Annotated in this window: 16 protein-coding genes and 1 pseudogene; 8 read left to right on the top strand and 9 right to left on the bottom strand. The window is 69.9% G+C overall.

Features of this window, described 5'->3' with window-relative positions; translation table 11 throughout:
- Nucleotides 1-233: 233 nt before the first annotated feature.
- Both KIF24_RS00950 and KIF24_RS00955 read left to right on the top strand, forming a co-directional pair.
- Complete coding sequence (locus KIF24_RS00950; protein WP_221082341.1) at nt 234-1,499, top strand: aspartate kinase; 1,266 nt, start codon at nt 234-236, stop codon at nt 1,497-1,499.
- Nucleotides 1,500-1,504: 5 nt separating this feature from the next.
- A pseudogene (locus tag KIF24_RS00955) lies at nt 1,505-2,563 on the top strand (aspartate-semialdehyde dehydrogenase); the annotation flags it as partial.
- A gap of 147 nt (nt 2,564-2,710) precedes the next feature.
- On the opposite strand, the gene KIF24_RS00960 reads toward KIF24_RS00955, so the two are convergent.
- The gene (locus KIF24_RS00960; protein ID WP_221082342.1) at nt 2,711-4,129 is read right to left on the bottom strand and encodes a sensor domain-containing diguanylate cyclase; all 1,419 of its coding nucleotides are present in this window, start codon (nt 4,127-4,129) and stop codon (nt 2,711-2,713) included.
- A 188-nt stretch (nt 4,130-4,317) separates the two neighbouring features.
- On the opposite strand from KIF24_RS00960, the gene KIF24_RS00965 reads away from it, so the two are divergent.
- Together KIF24_RS00965 and KIF24_RS00970 are read left to right on the top strand one after the other, a co-directional pair.
- Nucleotides 4,318-5,097 (top strand): phosphodiesterase, encoded by a 780-nt coding sequence (locus KIF24_RS00965; protein ID WP_221082343.1) that lies wholly within the window; start codon nt 4,318-4,320, stop codon nt 5,095-5,097.
- 113 nt (nt 5,098-5,210) lie between these two features.
- On the top strand, nt 5,211-5,669 hold the full coding sequence (locus KIF24_RS00970) for a hypothetical protein (RefSeq protein WP_221082344.1): 459 nt from the start codon (nt 5,211-5,213) through the stop codon (nt 5,667-5,669).
- Nucleotides 5,670-5,792: 123 nt separating this feature from the next.
- Here KIF24_RS00970 and KIF24_RS00975 read toward each other — a convergent pair whose 3' ends face one another.
- From KIF24_RS00975 to KIF24_RS01000, 6 genes are all read right to left on the bottom strand, one after another.
- Entirely contained in the window at nt 5,793-9,578 is a 3,786-nt protein-coding gene (locus tag KIF24_RS00975; RefSeq protein ID WP_230414767.1) for a S8 family serine peptidase, read from the bottom strand.
- A gap of 97 nt (nt 9,579-9,675) precedes the next feature.
- Nucleotides 9,676-10,011, bottom strand: a complete 336-nt coding sequence (locus KIF24_RS00980; RefSeq protein ID WP_221082345.1) for a hypothetical protein — start codon at nt 10,009-10,011, stop codon at nt 9,676-9,678.
- A 101-nt stretch (nt 10,012-10,112) separates the two neighbouring features.
- Nucleotides 10,113-10,259 carry a hypothetical protein gene (locus KIF24_RS00985; protein ID WP_221082346.1) on the bottom strand — a complete coding sequence of 49 codons (147 nt, stop codon included), beginning with the start codon at nt 10,257-10,259 and terminating at the stop codon, nt 10,113-10,115.
- 155 nt (nt 10,260-10,414) lie between these two features.
- Entirely contained in the window at nt 10,415-10,681 is a 267-nt protein-coding gene (locus KIF24_RS00990; RefSeq protein WP_221082347.1) for a hypothetical protein, read from the bottom strand.
- Between the two features lie 396 nt (nt 10,682-11,077).
- Nucleotides 11,078-11,323: a hypothetical protein gene (locus KIF24_RS00995; RefSeq protein ID WP_221082348.1), complete on the bottom strand. Its 246-nt coding sequence runs from the start codon at nt 11,321-11,323 to the stop codon at nt 11,078-11,080.
- 179 nt (nt 11,324-11,502) lie between these two features.
- Nucleotides 11,503-12,654, bottom strand: a complete 1,152-nt coding sequence (locus KIF24_RS01000) for a helix-turn-helix domain-containing protein (protein WP_221082349.1) — start codon at nt 12,652-12,654, stop codon at nt 11,503-11,505.
- Nucleotides 12,655-12,969: 315 nt separating this feature from the next.
- On the opposite strand from KIF24_RS01000, the gene KIF24_RS01005 reads away from it, so the two are divergent.
- Nucleotides 12,970-14,427, top strand: coding sequence for a pentapeptide repeat-containing protein (locus KIF24_RS01005; protein ID WP_221082350.1), 1,458 nt, complete (start codon nt 12,970-12,972; stop codon nt 14,425-14,427).
- 334 nt (nt 14,428-14,761) lie between these two features.
- Here KIF24_RS01005 and KIF24_RS01010 read toward each other — a convergent pair whose 3' ends face one another.
- Both KIF24_RS01010 and KIF24_RS01015 read right to left on the bottom strand, forming a co-directional pair.
- Entirely contained in the window at nt 14,762-15,268 is a 507-nt protein-coding gene (locus KIF24_RS01010; RefSeq protein ID WP_221082351.1) for a nucleoside deaminase, read from the bottom strand.
- Nucleotides 15,269-15,299: 31 nt separating this feature from the next.
- Nucleotides 15,300-16,133 carry a GntR family transcriptional regulator gene (locus KIF24_RS01015; RefSeq protein WP_221082352.1) on the bottom strand — a complete coding sequence of 278 codons (834 nt, stop codon included), beginning with the start codon at nt 16,131-16,133 and terminating at the stop codon, nt 15,300-15,302.
- A gap of 407 nt (nt 16,134-16,540) precedes the next feature.
- Here KIF24_RS01015 and KIF24_RS01020 point away from each other — a divergent pair, with 407 nt between their 5' ends.
- From KIF24_RS01020 to KIF24_RS01030, 3 genes are read left to right on the top strand one after another with little or no spacing between them, the layout of a single operon-like run.
- On the top strand, nt 16,541-16,720 hold the full coding sequence (locus KIF24_RS01020; RefSeq protein WP_221082353.1) for a hypothetical protein: 180 nt from the start codon (nt 16,541-16,543) through the stop codon (nt 16,718-16,720).
- The gene (locus KIF24_RS01025) at nt 16,720-17,052 is read left to right on the top strand and encodes a helix-turn-helix domain-containing protein (protein ID WP_221082354.1); all 333 of its coding nucleotides are present in this window, start codon (nt 16,720-16,722) and stop codon (nt 17,050-17,052) included. Before KIF24_RS01020 ends, KIF24_RS01025 begins: the two co-directional genes overlap by 1 nt.
- Nucleotides 17,052-17,423 carry an HNH endonuclease gene (locus tag KIF24_RS01030; RefSeq protein WP_221082355.1) on the top strand — a complete coding sequence of 124 codons (372 nt, stop codon included), beginning with the start codon at nt 17,052-17,054 and terminating at the stop codon, nt 17,421-17,423. Before KIF24_RS01025 ends, KIF24_RS01030 begins: the two co-directional genes overlap by 1 nt.
- The last annotated feature ends 246 nt before the right edge of the window (nt 17,424-17,669 follow it).

The following is a 17,669-nucleotide window of genomic DNA, read 5'->3' on the forward strand; positions in this document are numbered from 1 at the left end:
GGACCGGCCTCCGGGCACCCCCGGGAAGGCCGGCGTTTCCGGTGTGTCGCAGGCCACCCTCGCTCTGCGCCCGGGCCGGATCGTGGGATCACCTGACCCTGCGGTCAGAGCGGACCGATACCCTGAGGTCGTCCGACCCGCGCCGCCGGCCACGGTACCGGCGGCGTCGGCACGCTCAGCCCGGTGCCGGCGGCGTCGGCACGCTCAGGGCAACCGGGAGGGAGTGCGCCGTCGTGGCACTCGTGGTGCAGAAGTACGGCGGATCCTCCGTCGCCAACGCCGAGCGGATCAAGCGGGTGGCCGAGCGCATCGTCGCGGCCCGCAAGGCCGGCGACGACGTGGTCGTGGTGGTCTCCGCGATGGGCGACACCACCGACGAGCTGCTCGACCTGGCCAACCAGGTCAGTCCGTTGCCGCCGGGACGAGAGCTGGACATGCTGCTCACCGCCGGTGAGCGGATCTCCATGGCGCTGCTCGCGATGGCGATCCACAACCTGGGGTACGAAGCCCGTTCGTTCACCGGCTCCCAGGCCGGCGTGATCACCACCTCGGTGCACGGCAGGGCGCGGATCATCGACGTCACGCCGGGGCGACTCAAGGGCGCGCTGGACGAGGGCGCCGTGGTGATCGTCGCCGGCTTCCAGGGCGTCTCGCAGGACACGAAGGACGTCACCACCCTGGGGCGGGGTGGCTCGGACACCACCGCGGTGGCGCTGGCCGCGGCGCTGCGCGCGGACGTCTGTGAGATCTACACCGACGTGGACGGGGTCTTCACCGCCGACCCACGGATCGTGCCCAACGCCCGGCACATCAGGCAGATCACCTACGAGGAGATGCTGGAGCTGGCCGCCTGCGGCGCGAAGGTGCTGCACCTGCGTAGCGTGGAGTACGCCCGCCGGGCTGGGCTGCCGATCCATGTCCGTTCGTCATACTCGACCAACACCGGCACCATGGTCACCGGATCGATGGAGGAGCTTCCTGTGGAGCAGGCACTGATCACCGGGGTCGCCCACGACCGCAGCGAGGCCAAGATCACCATCGTCGGGGTGCCCGACGAGCCGGGTGCCGCCGCGAGCATCTTCGACACCGTCGCGGGTGCCGAGATCAACATAGACATGATCGTGCAGAACGTCTCCACCGAGGGCACCGGCCGCACGGACATCTCCTTCACGCTGCCCAAGACCGACGGTCCCACCGCGATGGCCGCGCTGAGCAAGATCCAGGAGACGGTCAACTTCAAGGGGCTGCTCTACGACGACCACGTCGGCAAGGTCTCCCTGATCGGCGCGGGGATGCGGTCGCACCCCGGTGTGGCCGCCAGCTTCTTCGCCGCGCTGGGCCAGGCCGGGGTGAACATCGAGATGATCTCCACTTCGGAGATCCGCGTCTCGGTGGTCTGCCGGGACACCGACCTCGACGCGGCGGTCCGGGCCATCCACGAGGCTTTCGACCTCGGCGGCGACACCGAGGCCGTGGTGTACGCGGGGACGGGGCGGTAGCGCGCGTGGCCGGCCTGCCCACCCTGGCCGTGGTCGGGGCGACGGGAGCCGTCGGCACCGTGATGTGTGAGCTGCTCACCGGGCGCCGCAATGTGTGGGGCGAGATCCGCCTGCTGGCCTCCGAGCGGTCGGCCGGGCGCAAGGTCTGGTGCCGGGGCGAGGAGTTGACCGTCCAGGCTCTCACCGAGCAGTCGCTCGACGGCGTCGACGTGGCGATGTTCGACGTGCCGGACGAGGTCTCCGCACACTGGGCGCCGATCGCGGTGAGCCGCGGCGCCGTCGTGGTCGACAACTCGGGTGCCTTCCGCTTGGACCCGGACGTCCCGCTCGTGGTGCCGGAGATCAACCCGGAGCAGCTGCGCAACCGGCCCCGCGGCATCGTCGCCAACGCCAACTGCACCACGCTGGCGATGATCGTCGCGGTTGCCCCGCTGCATCACGAGTACGGCCTGCGCGAACTGGTGCTCGCCTCGTACCAGGCGGTTTCCGGGGCAGGTCAGCTCGGGGCGGACGTCCTGCACGACCAGTTGACCAAGGTGGCCGGCGACCGGTCGCTCGGCTCGCGCACCGGCGACGTGCGGCAGGCGGTCGGTGACGACCTCGGCCCGTTCCCCGCCCCGTTGGCGCTCAACGTGGTGCCGTGGGCGGGCTCGTTGGTCGACGGCGGCTGGTCGTCCGAGGAGTTGAAGCTGCGTAACGAGTCGCGCAAGATCCTCGGGATGCCCGACCTCAAGGTCTCCGCCACCTGCGTACGGGTCCCCGTGGTGACCGGCCACTCGGTCGCGGTGCACGCCGTCTTCGGCACCGAGATCGACGCCGATGGTGCCCGCGGGGTGCTGCGCAACGCGCCCGGTGTGATCGTGGTCGACGACCCGGAGGCCGGCGAGTTCCCGATGCCGATCGACGCCGTCGGCACCGACCCGTCCTGGGTCGGCCGGATCCGCCGCGCTCTCGATGACCCCCGCGCCCTCGACTTCTTCGTCACCGGCGACAACCTCCGCAAGGGCGCCGCCCTCAACACCGCCCAACTCGCCGAGCTGCTGGCCGAAAACCTAACCCACCCTAACACCCCCACCCCACCCCGCTCGGCCTCACCCCACCCCACCCCGCTCGTCGATCATGCAGTTGTGGTGGTGACGTATCGGACTCTAAGTGGCAAAACGACAACCATAACTGCATGATCGCCGGGGCCGGGGGTGGGGGTGGTTGGATTAGGCGGCGGAGAGGTGGACGCCGTCGCGGCCCTGCCGCTTCACGGCGTAGAGGGCCTGGTCGGCGCGACGCAGGGCGAGTTCGGGTGACTCGCCGGGGCGGGGGAGGGCCACTCCGATGCTGATCGTGCGACCCACCCGGCGAGCCGCCTCGGTGAGCCGTTCGGCGACGCGGACCGCCTCCTCGGGGCGACCCACCTCGATCACCGCGACGAACTCGTCCCCGCCGATCCGGTACAACTCGTCGCCCTGGCGCAGCGCATCCTCCAACGCCCGGGCGAGTCCGATCAGCACCCGGTCGCCCGCCTGGTGGCCGTACGTGTCGTTGACGGTCTTGAAGCCGTCCACGTCGATGGCCAACAGGGCGGTGCGGTCCGGCGTCACGGTGGCGATCCGCTGCCCGAACGGGCCGGTGTGCCGCAGCCCGGTCAGCGGGTCGGAGCTGGCCTGCTCGCGCAGCCGATCCAGGGTGCGCAGCCGGTCCAGGCAGCTCCACGCCTGCCCGGCCAGCAGCTCCAACAGGTTGACCGTGGTCGGGTCCGGCCGCAGCAGCCGCTCGTCGGCGACCAGCAGCACCCCGCCACGCTCCGGCGGCCCGAACGGCACCGCCACCAACGTGCTTACGCCGGCCCGGACCAGCGGCTGATGCTCGTCGGTCGGTGGATGACCGGCCTCACCGAGGGTGTATCCGGCGCCGTAGCGGTGGGCCCGGTCGATGATGCGCCCGACCGCCGGGGCATCCAGCTCGGCCAGCTCGGTACGCATCCGGGTCTCCAACTCGCCCGGGGCGACCGTCGGGGCACCGAGTCGCGGGCCGCCCCGGCCACCGAGCAGCAGGACGGCCGCGGCGAGGGTCGACACGTCCCGGGCCGCGGCGATCGCGGCTGTCACGAGGTCCCACTCGGTGGCGGCGGCGGTCACCGCCGAGGCGTGCCGGAGCAGCTTCTCGCTGCGGCTCTCCGCCGGTCCACCGAGGGCCGTGACTCGGGCGCCGAGGCGGGCGGCGACCCGCTCGGCGACCGCCCGCCACGAGACGAGGTCGGCCGGCCCGGTCCACTGCAGGTCGAGTACGCCGATGGCCCGGCCCGCCGGGTTCAGGACCGGCACGCACACCTCGGCGGTGACGTCGGGGCGTACCGGGATGTGAGCGGCGTCGGCGGCGACATCCGGGACGACGGCGGAACGCCCCCCGGTGTAGACCCGCCCGACGATTCCGGCGTCCGGCGCGACGGTGGCGAAGACCTGCCAGGATCCGGTGGCGGCGACGCAGCGGAGTCGGCCGTGCACGTGCAGCAGGATGGCGATGGTGGCGGGGGTGTACCGGGCGAGGGCATCGACGGCCGCTTCGCAGGCATCGGCGACGGTCGACGCCATGGGCAGGCGGACCGTGACGTCACGGATGACTTTCTGGTGATCCACTCGCACGTCGTTCCAGGTCGGATCCGTTCCCGGTGGCGCCGGGTCGCGGATCAAGCGTACTCACGCGGGACTGAGAGCCAGCTGTGGTCGTACACATGTGCTATCCACAGGATGTGGACACGGCCTGTGGGGCCACGCGCGGGGCGCGGCGGCGATAGCGTGGGGATCTCCGGTCGAGTGGAGGCCCGATGCTCGTCGCCCACCTCAGCGATCCGCACCTGACCACCGGCGTCCTCGCTGCCGAGCCGGCTGCCGGCCTGCACCGGGCGCTCGGCCGGGTGCTGGCGCTGAACCCCCGGCCCGACTGCGTGGTCATCACCGGCGACCTGGCCGATCACGGCCGTCCCGACGAGTACGCCGTGCTGCGCGAGGTGCTCGGGCGGTTCCCGTTGCCGGTGCACCTGGTCACCGGCAACCACGACGACCGGGAGTCCCTGCTCGACGCCTTCGGCGGCACGCCCTGGCTCGGCGGTGGCTTCTCCGCGCACTACCAGGTCGATCACCCTGGGGCGACCCTGGTCGTGCTCGACTCCCTGGTTCCCGGCTCGGACGGCGGCCGGCTCGGTGCGGAGCAGCTCGCCTGGCTGGACGGGGTGCTGGCCGCACGCCCCGACGTACCGGCTGTGGTCTGCCTGCACCACCCACCGGTCGAGGTCGGCATCCCGATCGCCGACTCGGTGCGGCTCGCCGACGGTGCCGAGCTCGCCGAGGTGCTGCTCCGACACCCCCACGTGGTACGCGTCGCCGCGGGCCACCTGCACCGTCCGGTGAGCGCGACCTTCGCGGGCACGGTGCTGTCGGTCGCACCGAGCACCTGGCGGCAGTCGACGCTGACCATGAGTGACGACGAGCGGATCGGGTGGGTCGCGGAGCCGAGCGCACTGCTGCTGCATGTGGTGTCCCGGGCGGGCTGCGTCACGCACACCGTCCAGGTGAGCCACACCGCCGGTATGACCTGCGCCTTCTGACCGCTGCGCGGCGGCGAAGCACGACGCGGATCACTATCGTGGTCCGCTGATGTTGCTGGTGGTCGGTCGGGGCCGTCCGACTCGACAGCCCAGCGGAACAGAGGGGTGTCGTGTTGAAACGTGGTCTTGCGCTGCTGGTGGTGGCCCTGCTGCTGAGTACGCCGGTGGTGACCGGGTGGCTCCTCGGCGACCTGACCGGTGAGGCGGCGCGGCAGCTCGCCGCCGAGGGAGAGTCGCTCGACTACGCGGTGGAGCCGGTCGGTCTGGGCGAGGTCGGCGATCGGGTGTTGGTGGTCGTGGCCGGTGCCCTCATGGTGATGTCACTGGGCCTGTTGATTCGCGCCACCGCCACCCGCAGGCTTGATCCCCGCTGGTGGTTCGTGCTGGTACCGCTGGTTCTGGCCGGCGCGCTGATCGGCCTCGCCTGGCGGATCGCGACCGCCGGAGCGATTGGTGCGAACATCGGCGCCGGCCTCGTCGTCCTCGTCGGCGGGCCGGTGCTCCTGGTTCTTCTCGGCGTCGCCGCCGTACAGGCGTTCCGGCTGCGTCGGCGCCGCAACCGGGTGGTGTGATCGACCAACGGGATCAGTGCAACCGCCAGGGGGCACGTCCATTGATCGGACGTGCCCCCTGACCCCGGTCGGGTGGCCGGTCGACTCGGGGTGGGGCCCCTCTACCGGGCCCCACCCCGACCATCACCGCAGGCCGAAGGCCCGGGTGATGCGCTGGTCGACGCTGTTGCCCCGCGAGTCGCGGGCGGTGGCGCGTAGGGTGACGAACCCCGCGGTGCGCGGGGCGTCGAGGCGGGTGCGCCAGCCGTCGCCGCGGCGGTGGAGCTTGGCGTCGTGCCAGGTGGCGCCGTCGTCGTAGGAGACGTCGAGCGTCACCGTGCGGATGGGGGCAGGCTCGGCTGCCGTTGGCAGATGCAGTGCGGTGACGGTGAGGTGGGCGTTGCGTCTCGTCTTCCCGTCGACGTCGGTGTCCACGGCGTAGTCGAGCTGGATCAGCGACGGGTTCCACACCCCGCCCGGGCTGACCCCGCCTGAGGTGAAGCCCCATTCGGTCCGGGTGGCGGTGGAATACGGTCCGGCCCAGGCGTCGCGCCTGTTCTCCGACACCAGGCGGTACGGCAGCGGCTGTGGGTTCACCAGACCGACGGACAGCATGCGCTGGTACCGGTCGGTTTCGCGGAGGAGCGTATCGCCCTGGTAGAGGCGCAGGACGTTGTCGGCGGCGTAGTTGTCGTAGGTGTCGCCCCGGTGGGCGGTGCCCGAGTCGCCCCAGCCGGGGATGAAGGCGGAGAGGCCGCCGTCCTCGCGGAAGACGCTGGTGTGGTCCAGCAGGCGGGGCCGTTGGACGGGGCCGAACCAGCGTTCCTCGTGCACCGGGCCGGCCCGGTAGGCGGTGGGGGCCGTCCGCTGGCCCTGTTCGCCGGGGATGGTGACCTCGGTGGTCCACTGCTCCCCGGCGGTGACCCAGTCGGTGCGCTCGCCGCGCGCCGGGACCTCGACGAAGTCGAGCGTGCTCGATGCCCCCGACGGGGTCAGGTCGGCGCGCGTTTCGAGCGCCCGCCCCGGGCGCCAGTTGCGGAAGGACATGTCGACCCGGGCCAGGTCGCGCCGGGTGACCCGGTGGGTGAGGTTGGTCGGCACGGCGCCCGCGTAGTCCTGGACCAGGTCGTAGATGTACTCGGTTTCCGGCTGGGAGGTGATGTCGAGCCGGACCCGCCGCTCGTGCCCGAGGCGGGCGATCAACCGCTCGCCCTCGTCACGGGTGAGGGTGGCCACGGTCACCGGCGGCGGGTCACGCGGGTCCCACCAGAAGCTGGGCCACGGGTTGAGTCGCCCGGTGCCGTCGTTGACCACGAGCAGGAGGCGGGCTCCGGCGGACGCGGCCGCGGCGGCCTGCTCCTCCAGTGACACGGTGTCGCTGCGGCGTACGACGACGGCCTTGCCCCGGGCGTTGACCGAGGCGTACCCGGCGCTGTCGCCGGCGCCGGCGAACACCGTGTCGAGGCGGTGCTTCCCGCGCGGCAGGGGCGTCTCGGCGCGCTGCACCCTCAGGTCTTCGTAGGCGCGGTGGCCGGCCGAGACCGTCAGTGCGGGCTGGGTCATGCGCCAGCGGGCGCCGACGGCGAAGGCACCCGTCGTCACCTTGCGGTCGCTCGGCAGGATCCAGACGCTGTCGTACTCGGGGCCCGCGTACCACGCGGAGACCCAGGGGTTGCCTCCGAGTTCGCGGAACAGTTCGAAGCGGGAACCGTCCAGGGTGGAGGGCCGTGGAGTGGTCACGGTGGTCCGGCGGGCTCTGGTGGCGTCGAAGACGACCGTGCGGTCCCGGTCCAGGGTGATCTCGGGTATCGGGAGCAGCGCGAATCCCCGCGAGTACGGCCCGTTGACGCCCTCCACGTCGGTGGTCAGCCACGCCGAGTACGTGCCCGACGGCAGTCGCAGATCCAGGGTGCCGCTCTCGTCGATCTGATACGCCGGCAGCGCGGCGCCGTCCTTGTCCAGCACGACCAGGTCGCCGCGGATCGGCCGACCGCTGCGGTCCTTGGCCTGCAAGGTCAGCTTGTGGCGCGCCCCCTCCTTGCCGACGGCGATCGAGGTGCGGGCGCGGACCTTGCCGGCGGCGTCGGTCGCGGTCAGGAAGCCCGATATCAGACGGTCGGCCGGCACCCGGTCGAAGTTCGTTGTCAGGGTCACCGCGGCGCTGCCGTGCGCCGGAACGGTGACCTGCCGGGCCGACGGGACGACGAGGTCCGCGGGACCGCCGTCGAGCGCCGTGGCGAGGTCGAGGGTGAGGGCGCTGTCGGCGATGTTGGTGAAGCGGACGTCTCGTCCGACGGTGCCTTCGGGCGCCGTCGGCCACTGCGGGTAGCCGAAGTCGGCGCCGACGGTGGCGAACAGAGTCGCGGCCGTGGTCGCGGCGATGTCCACCCGGCCGTTGCCGCCCTGGAACGGGCTGATCTCAGGGGTCGGCTTGGCGGTGCTCACCAGGGCTTCCTTGAGCTGCTGCCCGGTGAAGTCGGGATGTTGGGCGGCCAGCAGCGCGGCAGCGCCCGCGACGTGCGGGGCGGCCATCGAAGTTCCGTCCCCGAACCGATACAACCCCTCGCCCTGGGAGTACTGCGAGCGGGCGGCCAGGATACCGACGCCGGGTGCGGTGAGGTCGGGCTTGATGGCCCGGTCACCGAGGCGCGGACCTTGACTGGAGAAGTAGGCGAGCAGGTCGTCGCCGTCCACGGCGCCGACGGTCAGCGCGGCGTCGGCGGCGCCCGGAGAGCCGACCGTGTAGGACCAGGGACCGCTGTTTCCGGCCGAGATCACGAACAGGGCGCCGGTCTCTTCACTGAGCTCGTTGACCGCCACGCTCATCGGGTCGGTACCGTCGGTGGGATCGCCGCCGAGGCTCATGTTGACGATCTTGGCCTGCCGGTCACGGACCGCCCACTCCATGCCGCTGATGATCCATGACTCCTGACCGAAGTTGTTGTCGGCGAGGACCTTGCCGATGTGCAGCCGCACGCCCGGGGCGACACCCTTCTCCCTGCCGTCCGAGGCGGCTCCGGTGCCGGCGATGGTGGAGGCGACATGCGTGCCGTGTCCGTAGACGTCCTTCACCGTCTCACCGGGAACGAAGGACTCGGTGGCGGCCAGCTGGCCGGCGAAGTCGGGGTGGCCGGCATCGATGCCGGTGTCCAGGACGGCGACGTCGACACCCTCGCCGGTGTTTCCGGACTCCCACACCTCGGGCGCGCCGATCTGCGCGGTGCTGTCGGCGAGCGTGGCCTCGACCTTGCCGTCCAGCCACACCTTGGCGATACCTCCGCCGAGCGCGAGCTGTCCGTCCGTGGAACGGGCGGCCACACCCTCGCCAGTGGAACGGACGGCCGCTGCCTCGCCCGCAGTGATCGAGGACCAGAATGCGCCCGAGCGTTCCACGTCCAGCGCGGCGCCCTGGATGCTGTCCAGCGCCCGGACGGTGCGGGCACCCTCGGGCGCCGCCATCCGCCGAGAAGCCGCCGCGCCGTCGGTGTAGGTGACGATCAGCGGGATCCGATCACGGTGCGCGTCGTCGTAGCCGTCCGCCAGCAACTCGGTGATGTTGAACAGTTCCTCGTCGAGCAGCCCTGCGGACACGTACGCCAGCGCCCCATGCGGGTAGACGTAGGTGTCCCCCTCTTTCCTGTGCGAGGTGTATCCGGTCAACCGCCCGGCGGCATCCCGCACCTCGGGGCTCAACCCCCCGTCGGCGGTCCGGGTCGCGGTGACCTTCTCACCCGTGATCAGAGTGACGGTGAACGTGGTGGATGCGGTAGCAGGCGGCCCGGCCGACGTCACGGAGGAGTACGGCGGGTCGGCGGGTGCGGCCGAGGCCGGGGCGGGCAACGAGGCGAGCACCACGGTAGTGGTGAGCAGCGCCAGCAGACGGCGCCCGGAAAAATGTGTGAACAGCACAGCGTCCCTCAGGTTGGTCAACAGGAAGCGCTGCTAGCGTGTCGATCTTTTGTTTCGGCAAGGGGGCTGTGCCGTTGCGCGGTTGGTGCGACGACGCCCGGTTCAGGCCGGGTCGGCCTCAGCCCTCGATCGACGGAGGGCGGTCGGCGTTGAGATGGAACGCCCGCTCCTCGGCTTCCTGCCGGGCCACGATGAAATCACGCTGCCAGTCCTGGGCGTCGTCCGGGATGCGGGCGACCACGTGCTCACCGTGCATCCGGCCGTCCACGTCGGTCAGGGTGACTCCGACGACGGTGTGCCCGCGCCCCGGTATGGCGTAGTGGCGGACCGCCCAGCGGGCGGACATCCGCGAGGCATGGCTTCGGCGTTTGGCAGCGGCCGTCATGGCCACGGCGACCAGGAGGATTGCGGTCAGCACGATGATGGCGACGGCCAGGAACGCGATGATCCGCACCCACCCGAGGTTACCGGGCATCGTGTCGGCGTGCACCGCGCGGAGACGTCAACGGGCAGCCCGGAATGCGAGCAGGGCCGCTCGTGGGGAGCGGTCATCCCTCAGACCAGCCTGATACCGAGGGCGAACTGCACGATCGTCGCGGGGGCGTCCTGGTCGCGGGCGACCTGGGCGACCACGTCCCGAACCGTTGGTCGGTGCCGGATCGGCTCGCCCCGGTCATCGGCTGGCGGGAGGCGCCGAACCACCCACGGACCGCGAGCCGCCCGGGTTGCCAGTGACGGAGTTGGTCTACCTGCCAGATGCTCCGGCCGGTGCTGCGCCAAGGCGCGGCGGTCATGGATCGGACTCTGCCGCGGTCGGATCGGGCTCGATGCGAGGTCATCCGGCCTGGTGACGCCCGTTACGGCCTGGGTCCGGTTGCGGTACTTCGCTGCGGCACTTCCGGCGGCTGCCTCGTCCAGCCGACGAAGCGGCGGTGCAGCGCGCCAGCCGGTGCCCAGGGCATGTCCTTGGCCGCCTGCACGAGATAGGCCCCGAGGTAGAGGGCCAGCGACACCGGCGCGTCGGCATACTCCGCGCGCAGCTCCCGCCGCCGGGTGGGGCAGGGCCAGGGCAGGTCGCAGCCGCCGCAGCTCCAGATCGGCAGGACCGGGCCGTGGGTGCTCACCGCACACGGCCGAGGAATCTGGCGACGCTCGCGTGGGCCTGCCGGCTGGTCGCCCACTCCACCTGCCAGCACGGGTACGGGGACAGCCGCGACCACCAGGCTCGGCAACCGGCACACATGCCGTCGAGTCCTCGGACGTGGACCGCGAGGATCGCCTGCTCCGGCCCGCCGGTCACTGCTCACCCTCCTGCGGCCAGTGATCACGGTTGATCGGGATGCGATGCCGGGCACGACACGGCAGATCGGCCCCGCACCGGCAGACGCGCCGCCACCGCTGCCACGACCACACGGGCCGATGCCGCCGGGCAAACGTCAACGCGGTAGCCGAGAGGTATTCGTCGTACGAGACGCGCCGCCGGTCCGGGCTCGGCATGGCAACGCCTGTCCCCGCTGGGCTCACCGGTGGTCCCTCGTCCCGTCACTGGTGCGTTGGCCCAGCGTCGTCGGCACGTAGGTGACTGCGTGGATCGGCTGGCGGTGCCACTGCGTGTCCCGCAACCGATTCGCCTGGTCGAGTAGCCTCCGCTGCGCCGCCGCATGCTCGGTGGCCTGGTGGCGCTGGCCGGTTCCGGGCGGCGGAGGTGAGTCCGCGCGCCGCAGTAGCCACCGCATGATGTCGCGCAGCTCGGACCGGATCGTCACAGGTTCCGCCTCCCTCGTCACGGGTGGGAGGGTGGCGACGGCAGCGCGGCTGTCAGGCGTCGCGCTCGGGTTGACGCCGCCACCCGACGGACACGTTGGCGCAGCGGGTACTTCCTGCCGTCGTGTCCTGATCGGAACGCTATGGGCGGCACGGTGTGTGATGGCACACCTACGCACCACTACTGGCCGGAGACTCCCGAACGCTCGCACAGGCCCCGCAGTTCGGTGGAGACAAGCCCTCGGCGCAGCAGCCCACGGGCGATTTCCCGCGCCGCCGTCGATGACCGGGTGTGCTGCGGGCCGACCCGTTCGGCCGCCAGCAGCATCCGCACCGCGTCACGCTCCCGTTCAGCCGCCACCATCGCGCGGGCCATGTCCAGCCAGTAGTACACCTGCCGCACCGCCGGCAACTCCCCGACCGCCACCCCGGCAGCCGCCGGCAACGCCTCCTGTGGGCGCCCGGTGTCGAGCAGGTAGGCCATCCGCCACAACGCCACGTTGCTCGGTCCCCACGCCAGGTCCCAGCTCGTCGTCTCCCCGGTGTGCGCGGCGATCCGCGCCGCCTCGTCGAGATGCCCCTCGGCGGCGGCCTGATCCTTCATTCCGGCGAGGTGATGCGCGCGGGCCAGGTGCAGGAACCCGAGCACATCCAACGCCGTGTCCGCGCCGCTGCCTTCCAGGTCCGCACCGGCCCGATCGCAGTACGCCCGGGCCGGGCTGTACGCGCCGGTGTATGCCGACACCCGCGCCCGATTCGCCGCCGCCACCCCCACCGCAACCCGATCACCAAGCAGGTGCGCAGCCTCCGCACAACGCTCCGCTGCCAACCAGGCGTGGGCTGAGTAGCCCACGTTCAGCAACGAACCCATTGCCACCCCGTACACCGGCACCATCAACCGGTAGCCCGCCCGCTGATCCGTCACGCCGTGCAGAGCCGGCAGGAGATCCACCAGTCGACGCAGGGCACCGGCGTAGTCACACCGCCCGTACAGATCCCGCACCAGCGCCGACTCCCGAGCCACCTGCTCCACAGTGGCGACCCCGACGACCGGCGGTCCATCGAACGGATACGCCATCATCGCCCGCCACACCCGCTCGGCGTCGACACGCGCGCCATCAAGCTGCCGATCAGCAGGTGTATACGGCTGCCCGGTGAGATCGAAGACCGAACACTCCAGGGCCGCGGCCAGATCGACCACCATGTACCGATCCGTACGCTGAATACCACGCTCGATCCGCGACCACGTCGTATGCGAGATACCCGCGCGACTCGCGGCGTGCCGGATACTCCAGCCACGCAACTCACGTCGGGACCGGATGCGCTCACCCACCGACGGGTCAGCAGGTATGGCTCGGCGGGGCACAACGATCCCTTTCGAACAACGGTCAATGCGGCGGCAGCCAGGAACGACAACCGGCAATCATGCCGCCACCGACGGTACCCTGACCGCAGCGCCTCACAGAGCCCCGACCAGACCGACACGGCCCTCCGACGTGCCGTCGCTCGGGGCGGTGGCCGAGGAACGAGAAGCCGGCTGGACGGCGTTCGGGACAATGGCGGCGTGCGATCCTTGGTTGCGCGGCGGAAGCCCCGACCCCAGCAGTCTGATACCGAGCTGCGCCGACTTCCCTGGCGCCTCTCGGCAGTGCTGGTCCTGGGGGTAGTGCTCGGCGGCGGCCTGGTCGCCCTCTGGCTGCTGGACACGTGGGCGAGCCGCCAGGGCGGGATGAGCCCAGAGGCAGGCGCGAAGCTTCGCTTGGAGGCGATCCGGACGGCACTCACGGTGGCCGCCGGCCTCGGCGCGGGAGCGACTCTCCTTGTCGCGTTGCGCCGTCAGTCGATCTCAGAGCGCAGCCAGCAGTACATCGAGCGTTCCCAGCGCTTCGCGGAAGAGGACGCGCGAGAGCAGCGGATCACGGCGTTGTACGTGGCCGCTGCCGAGCAGTTGGGCAGCGACAAGGCTGCCGTCCGGCTAGCGGGGGTGTACGCCCTGGAGCGATTGGGGCAGGACAACCCGAAGCTGCGTCAGACGGTTGTGGAGGTGTTCTGCGCGTATCTGCGGATGCCGTACCGGCCGCCGGTGGAGGTCCTGCGGGCAGATGGGAAGGGTTCGCCACAGGATGCGACGCCGGATGCCGACGTGCCGGAGACGGAGACGGAGCAGCAGCGGCGCGAGGAGCTTCAGGTGCGGTTGACCGCGCAGCGGCTGATCGCTACCCATCTGCGCATGTCTGACATGTCAGACGGTTCTGAGCCGGTCACGTATTGGCGGGGCGCGGCGGGTGAGCGGATGAACCTCGACCTGGTGGGCGCCACCCTCACCAATTTCAACCTTTCGACATGTCACGTGGACCGGCTTGACCTGGCCGGAACGCGGTTCCATGGCGAGGCGGACCTGAACGGCGCGCAGTTCCATGGCGAGGCGGACCTGAACGGCGCGCAGTTCCATGGTGAGGCGGACCTGAACGGCGCGCGGTTCCACGGGGAGGCGGACCTGCGCGAGACGCAGTTCCACGGAAACGCCGACCTGAGCGGGGCACTGTTTCACCGGAACGTGTATCTGGGCGAGGCGCAGTTCCACGGGGACACGTACCTGCACAGGGCGCAATTCCACTCGAACACGTACCTGAGCGGGGCGCAGTTCCACTCGAACGCGTACCTGAGCGGGGCGCAGTTCCACAGGAACGCGTACCTGCGCTGGGTGCGGTTCCACGGGAACGCACACCTGGACGGGGTGCGGTTCCACGGGGACGCGAGCGCGGACCTGCGCGAGGTGCGGTTCCACGGGAACGCTGACCTGCGCGAGGTGCGGTTCCACGGGGACGCCGTCCTGACCGGCGCGCTGTTCCACGGGGACGCGGACCTGCGCGGGGCACAGTTCCACGGAGACGCGGACCTGCGCAGGGCGCAGTTCGACCGTGGCCTGGACCTGGCGGTCTGGGCTACGCCTGCCGCCCAGCTCCCACCCGGTTGGGTCCTCCGCTACGGCACGGATGCGAAGGGCGGATTGCGTCCGGCCGTTCGCGTCGATGGCGGTGCGCCTCCGCCCGATGACCATGGCCGGCCCGCCGGGGACGTCGACACCGGGAGTGACGCCGCGTAGCGCCGGATCGACACCGGGCAGGCGGCAAGCGCCCGAGAAGGGCTGGCCGGAGGCGCATGTGCGCGGCCACACTCCACGACCTTCTCCCCCCGGGGGAGGGAGACGCAGATCAGGGCCGGTATCCCGTCCTGGAATACTGGCCCTGACCTGGCGTTTCCTCTGGTCGGGGTGGCCGGATTCGAACCGACGACCTCTTCGTCCCGAACGCCGATCCACCTTGGCAGCGTATATCGATGAGCCCGCATTCTTACTGTCTACGTAGCGGGTCGTGACAAGCCTTGTCGAACTTTGTCAACCAGTATCAGCGGTCTTGCTGACTTCCTGCTGACGGCGGTCAGTACTTCGGTACAACAGGATCGGGCAGGCCATCAGCCCACGCTCGCAAGACCTGCGCGGCGCTCTCTCTCATGGTTTCCCCTGCCGGCTGCTCCGTAAGGACCCGATCACCGATCGGCAGGCTAAGCTCTCGATATATCTGCAAGTCCTCAAATCCGTACGTTGCAACATCGTAGCTTGTGGCTCCGAACACCAGGCGAGGAATTCGCGCCCAATAGCAAGCGGCGAGGCATAGCGGGCACGGTTCGCTACTGGCGTACATTACCGCATCCGGCATAAGGTGACGCCCGAGAGCCGTAGCCGCTTGACGAATCGCCATCACCTCAGCATGGGCGGTCGGATCACAAAGCTCCACAACGCTACTCGTGCCGGTCGCCACCACTTCGCCACCGACTGCCACTAATGCGCCGAATGGCGTCTTGCCATGCTCTTGAAGCGCTTGCCTCGAAATATCGATTGCCTGAGAGAGGAGCTGTTCATCCAGGGCATTTAGCTTGTCGGTCACGGCTCTCCTCCAAAGACGAGGGACAGGAGACTCAGGTAGGACGACGCTTCTTTGGCCAGGGCCTGAGCTTTGTAACAAACTCAAGCTCCGACCGATCGGCGGGGTAATCGGCGTCAGATATTTCCACCACCCGTCCATCTAGGTCGCAAGAGACGCGACGGCACAGTATGAGCGGCACACCAGCGGGCAGATTCCACATCTGTGCTTCGACTGTTGTCGGCATCCGAGCGGTCACCCTATCGACCATGCGATCGATCTCGATTCCTACGGTCATCAACTGATGTTGAGTGCCGCCAGGCCACGGCTCGTTGCCCTGATCGAGCAGTGCGGGATTCGACTCGACAAGCACCAAAGGAATGTAGGACACGCTCTTAGATAGATAGTAGCCCGTTGAGGAGTCGAAGGACTCGTATCGTCGCCGCAGTACCCCGTCGCCTTGGGTAATTTCCAACGCATTCGAGATTTCTTCGTCTGCTGCAACCTGATCGTAAACGGAGGTAAACCGCTGATCCGAGATCGACATGGCGAGGTTGGTTTCGGCCTCGCCGATCTTTGCCCGCTCCGACTCGGACTTAATGGCAAGGTCTTTCTCGATTTGATGCCGCTCAGACGAACGTACGACCCGTTGAGTCTGAACACGGACGGTCGGAGCTTTCCCTCTTCCCGTCACGATCAAGCCCTGTGCTTTGAGAAGCGCGACCGCGCTCCGGGCGGAATTCATGGAGCATGACCAGCGCTCGCACAGCTCAGCGAGCGTCGGCAGGGGTGCCCCCGGGCGGAGGTCACCTCGCTCGATCTTCATACGGATGTCATCGGCAATGCGCAGGTGGATGGGTGCCTGTACCGCTGTCGGGCGTGGGTCCATGCCTACATCCTTGCAGGTTTGTGGGCGAACCTCTTGCCAGGGACACGACGAGTGCCCTACTGTCCGGTTGTGGGTTTGTGGTCAAACCCACAAAGGTTGGCCCCGGCGGCTCCTACCCCGCCAGGGCCAGCGCAATCAACGTCCCGCTTGACGAACGGAGTACGAAGATGCAGGTCAAGGGTATCCCGGTGGCACCGACGATGGACAGTCGTGCGTTTGCTGGGTTGGCGGTGCAGTTTCGGCCGGCGCGACTGAACGCTGCGGGTGTGTGCCTGTTCTGCGAGACGCGCTGGTGCCAGTTGTCGGCGTGTATCGAGGCTCACCGGTCGTCGCTGTGGGCTCCGTGCCCGGTCTGTGACGGGTTCAGCTTCGGTAGCTGCTCGAACTGCCTGAATGGTGTGGTGGAGGTGGACCGGGCCGGTCTGATCGAGTTGGCCGGTCGGGTGCTGCCGCGCCAGCCGGAGGGCTCTACCTCGTACGCGGTAGCCGGTGACCACCGGCCGTACGTGCTGCTCGACGGTGCGGCGGCTGACGCGGAGATGGCCGGCGAGGTTAGCGGGTCGGCGTACCTGGCGGCGGTGGCCTGATGGAGACGCGCTGGAAGCGGATGCGGTTCGAGCGGGGTTGGTCGCAGCGTGACGTGCTGCGGCGGCTGGCGGTGGCGGCCCGCCGGCAGGGAGTGGCTTTGCCGGCTGAGGAGTCGGTGAAGAAGGCGCTGTCTCGGTGGGAGAACGGGCACAGCCGGCCGACCTCGTTCTACTACGGGCTGTTGGCCGAGGTGTTCGATCTGCCGGCCGACGCCGGTCCGGTGCCGGTGGCTGGGCCGAAGCCGGGCACGGTGACGGCCGAGTTGGCGCAGATGCGCGCCGAGGTGGGGCGGCTTGCCGAGTTGGTGTCGCACCTGGCGGCGGTGGCGTGATGGCCCGGCCATGCAGCAAGCGGATGCGGCGGATCAAGCGAGGGTTGGCGGCGCGGGATGGCGCGCAGTGCTTCTACTGCGGTCTGCCGTTCCTGACGCTGCTCGCGGCGACGGTGGATCACCTGATTCCGCAGAGCCTCCTTCCGGGGTGGGCGCAAATCAACCTGGTGTTGGCGTGCCGGCCGTGCAACCAGCGCAAGTCCGGGCAGCTTCCGCAGGTGTTCCTGCGGACCGCCGGCCTGGTGCCGCCGCTGCGTCAGCCAACCCGTAGCCGCCTCGCGGTGCTGCTCGCCTCGCTGGCGGCCCGCCTCGCGCAGGTCGCGCAGATGCACCGCCGGATGACAACCCCGGTTGTCACCACCTGCCGGTGACGGATGCCGCCTGGCGGCTTGCGTCACGTGATCGAACCGGCAAGCAGCCTCATGCCGGACCCGGGTCCGGTACCCCAGACCGCACCGCACAATCCTCGGACGGGAGTCACCCAGTGACCGCCACGAACCAGAGCCGAATGGACCGGCTGACGCCGGACTCACCACCACCACCAACCCGGTCGGGCGGATCTTCGGACCCGGGTCTCCGGCCATCACAACCGGCTGAAACACTCCGCAGCGGCGTCA

This window comes from Micromonospora tarapacensis, from assembly GCF_019697375.1.
Taxonomy (GTDB): domain Bacteria; phylum Actinomycetota; class Actinomycetes; order Mycobacteriales; family Micromonosporaceae; genus Micromonospora; species Micromonospora tarapacensis.

What these genes read in the sequence shown, in the direction of transcription:
- KIF24_RS01025 (WP_221082354.1), top strand. Translation starts at nt 16,720, where the DNA reads ATGGAGACGCGCTGGAAGCGGATGCGGTTCGAGCGGGGTTGGTCGCAG.
- KIF24_RS01030 (WP_221082355.1), top strand. Translation starts at nt 17,052, where the DNA reads ATGGCCCGGCCATGCAGCAAGCGGATGCGGCGGATCAAGCGAGGGTTG.
- KIF24_RS01015 (WP_221082352.1), bottom strand. Translation starts at nt 16,133, where the DNA reads ATGGACCCACGCCCGACAGCGGTACAGGCACCCATCCACCTGCGCATT.
- KIF24_RS00965 (WP_221082343.1), top strand. Translation starts at nt 4,318, where the DNA reads ATGCTCGTCGCCCACCTCAGCGATCCGCACCTGACCACCGGCGTCCTC.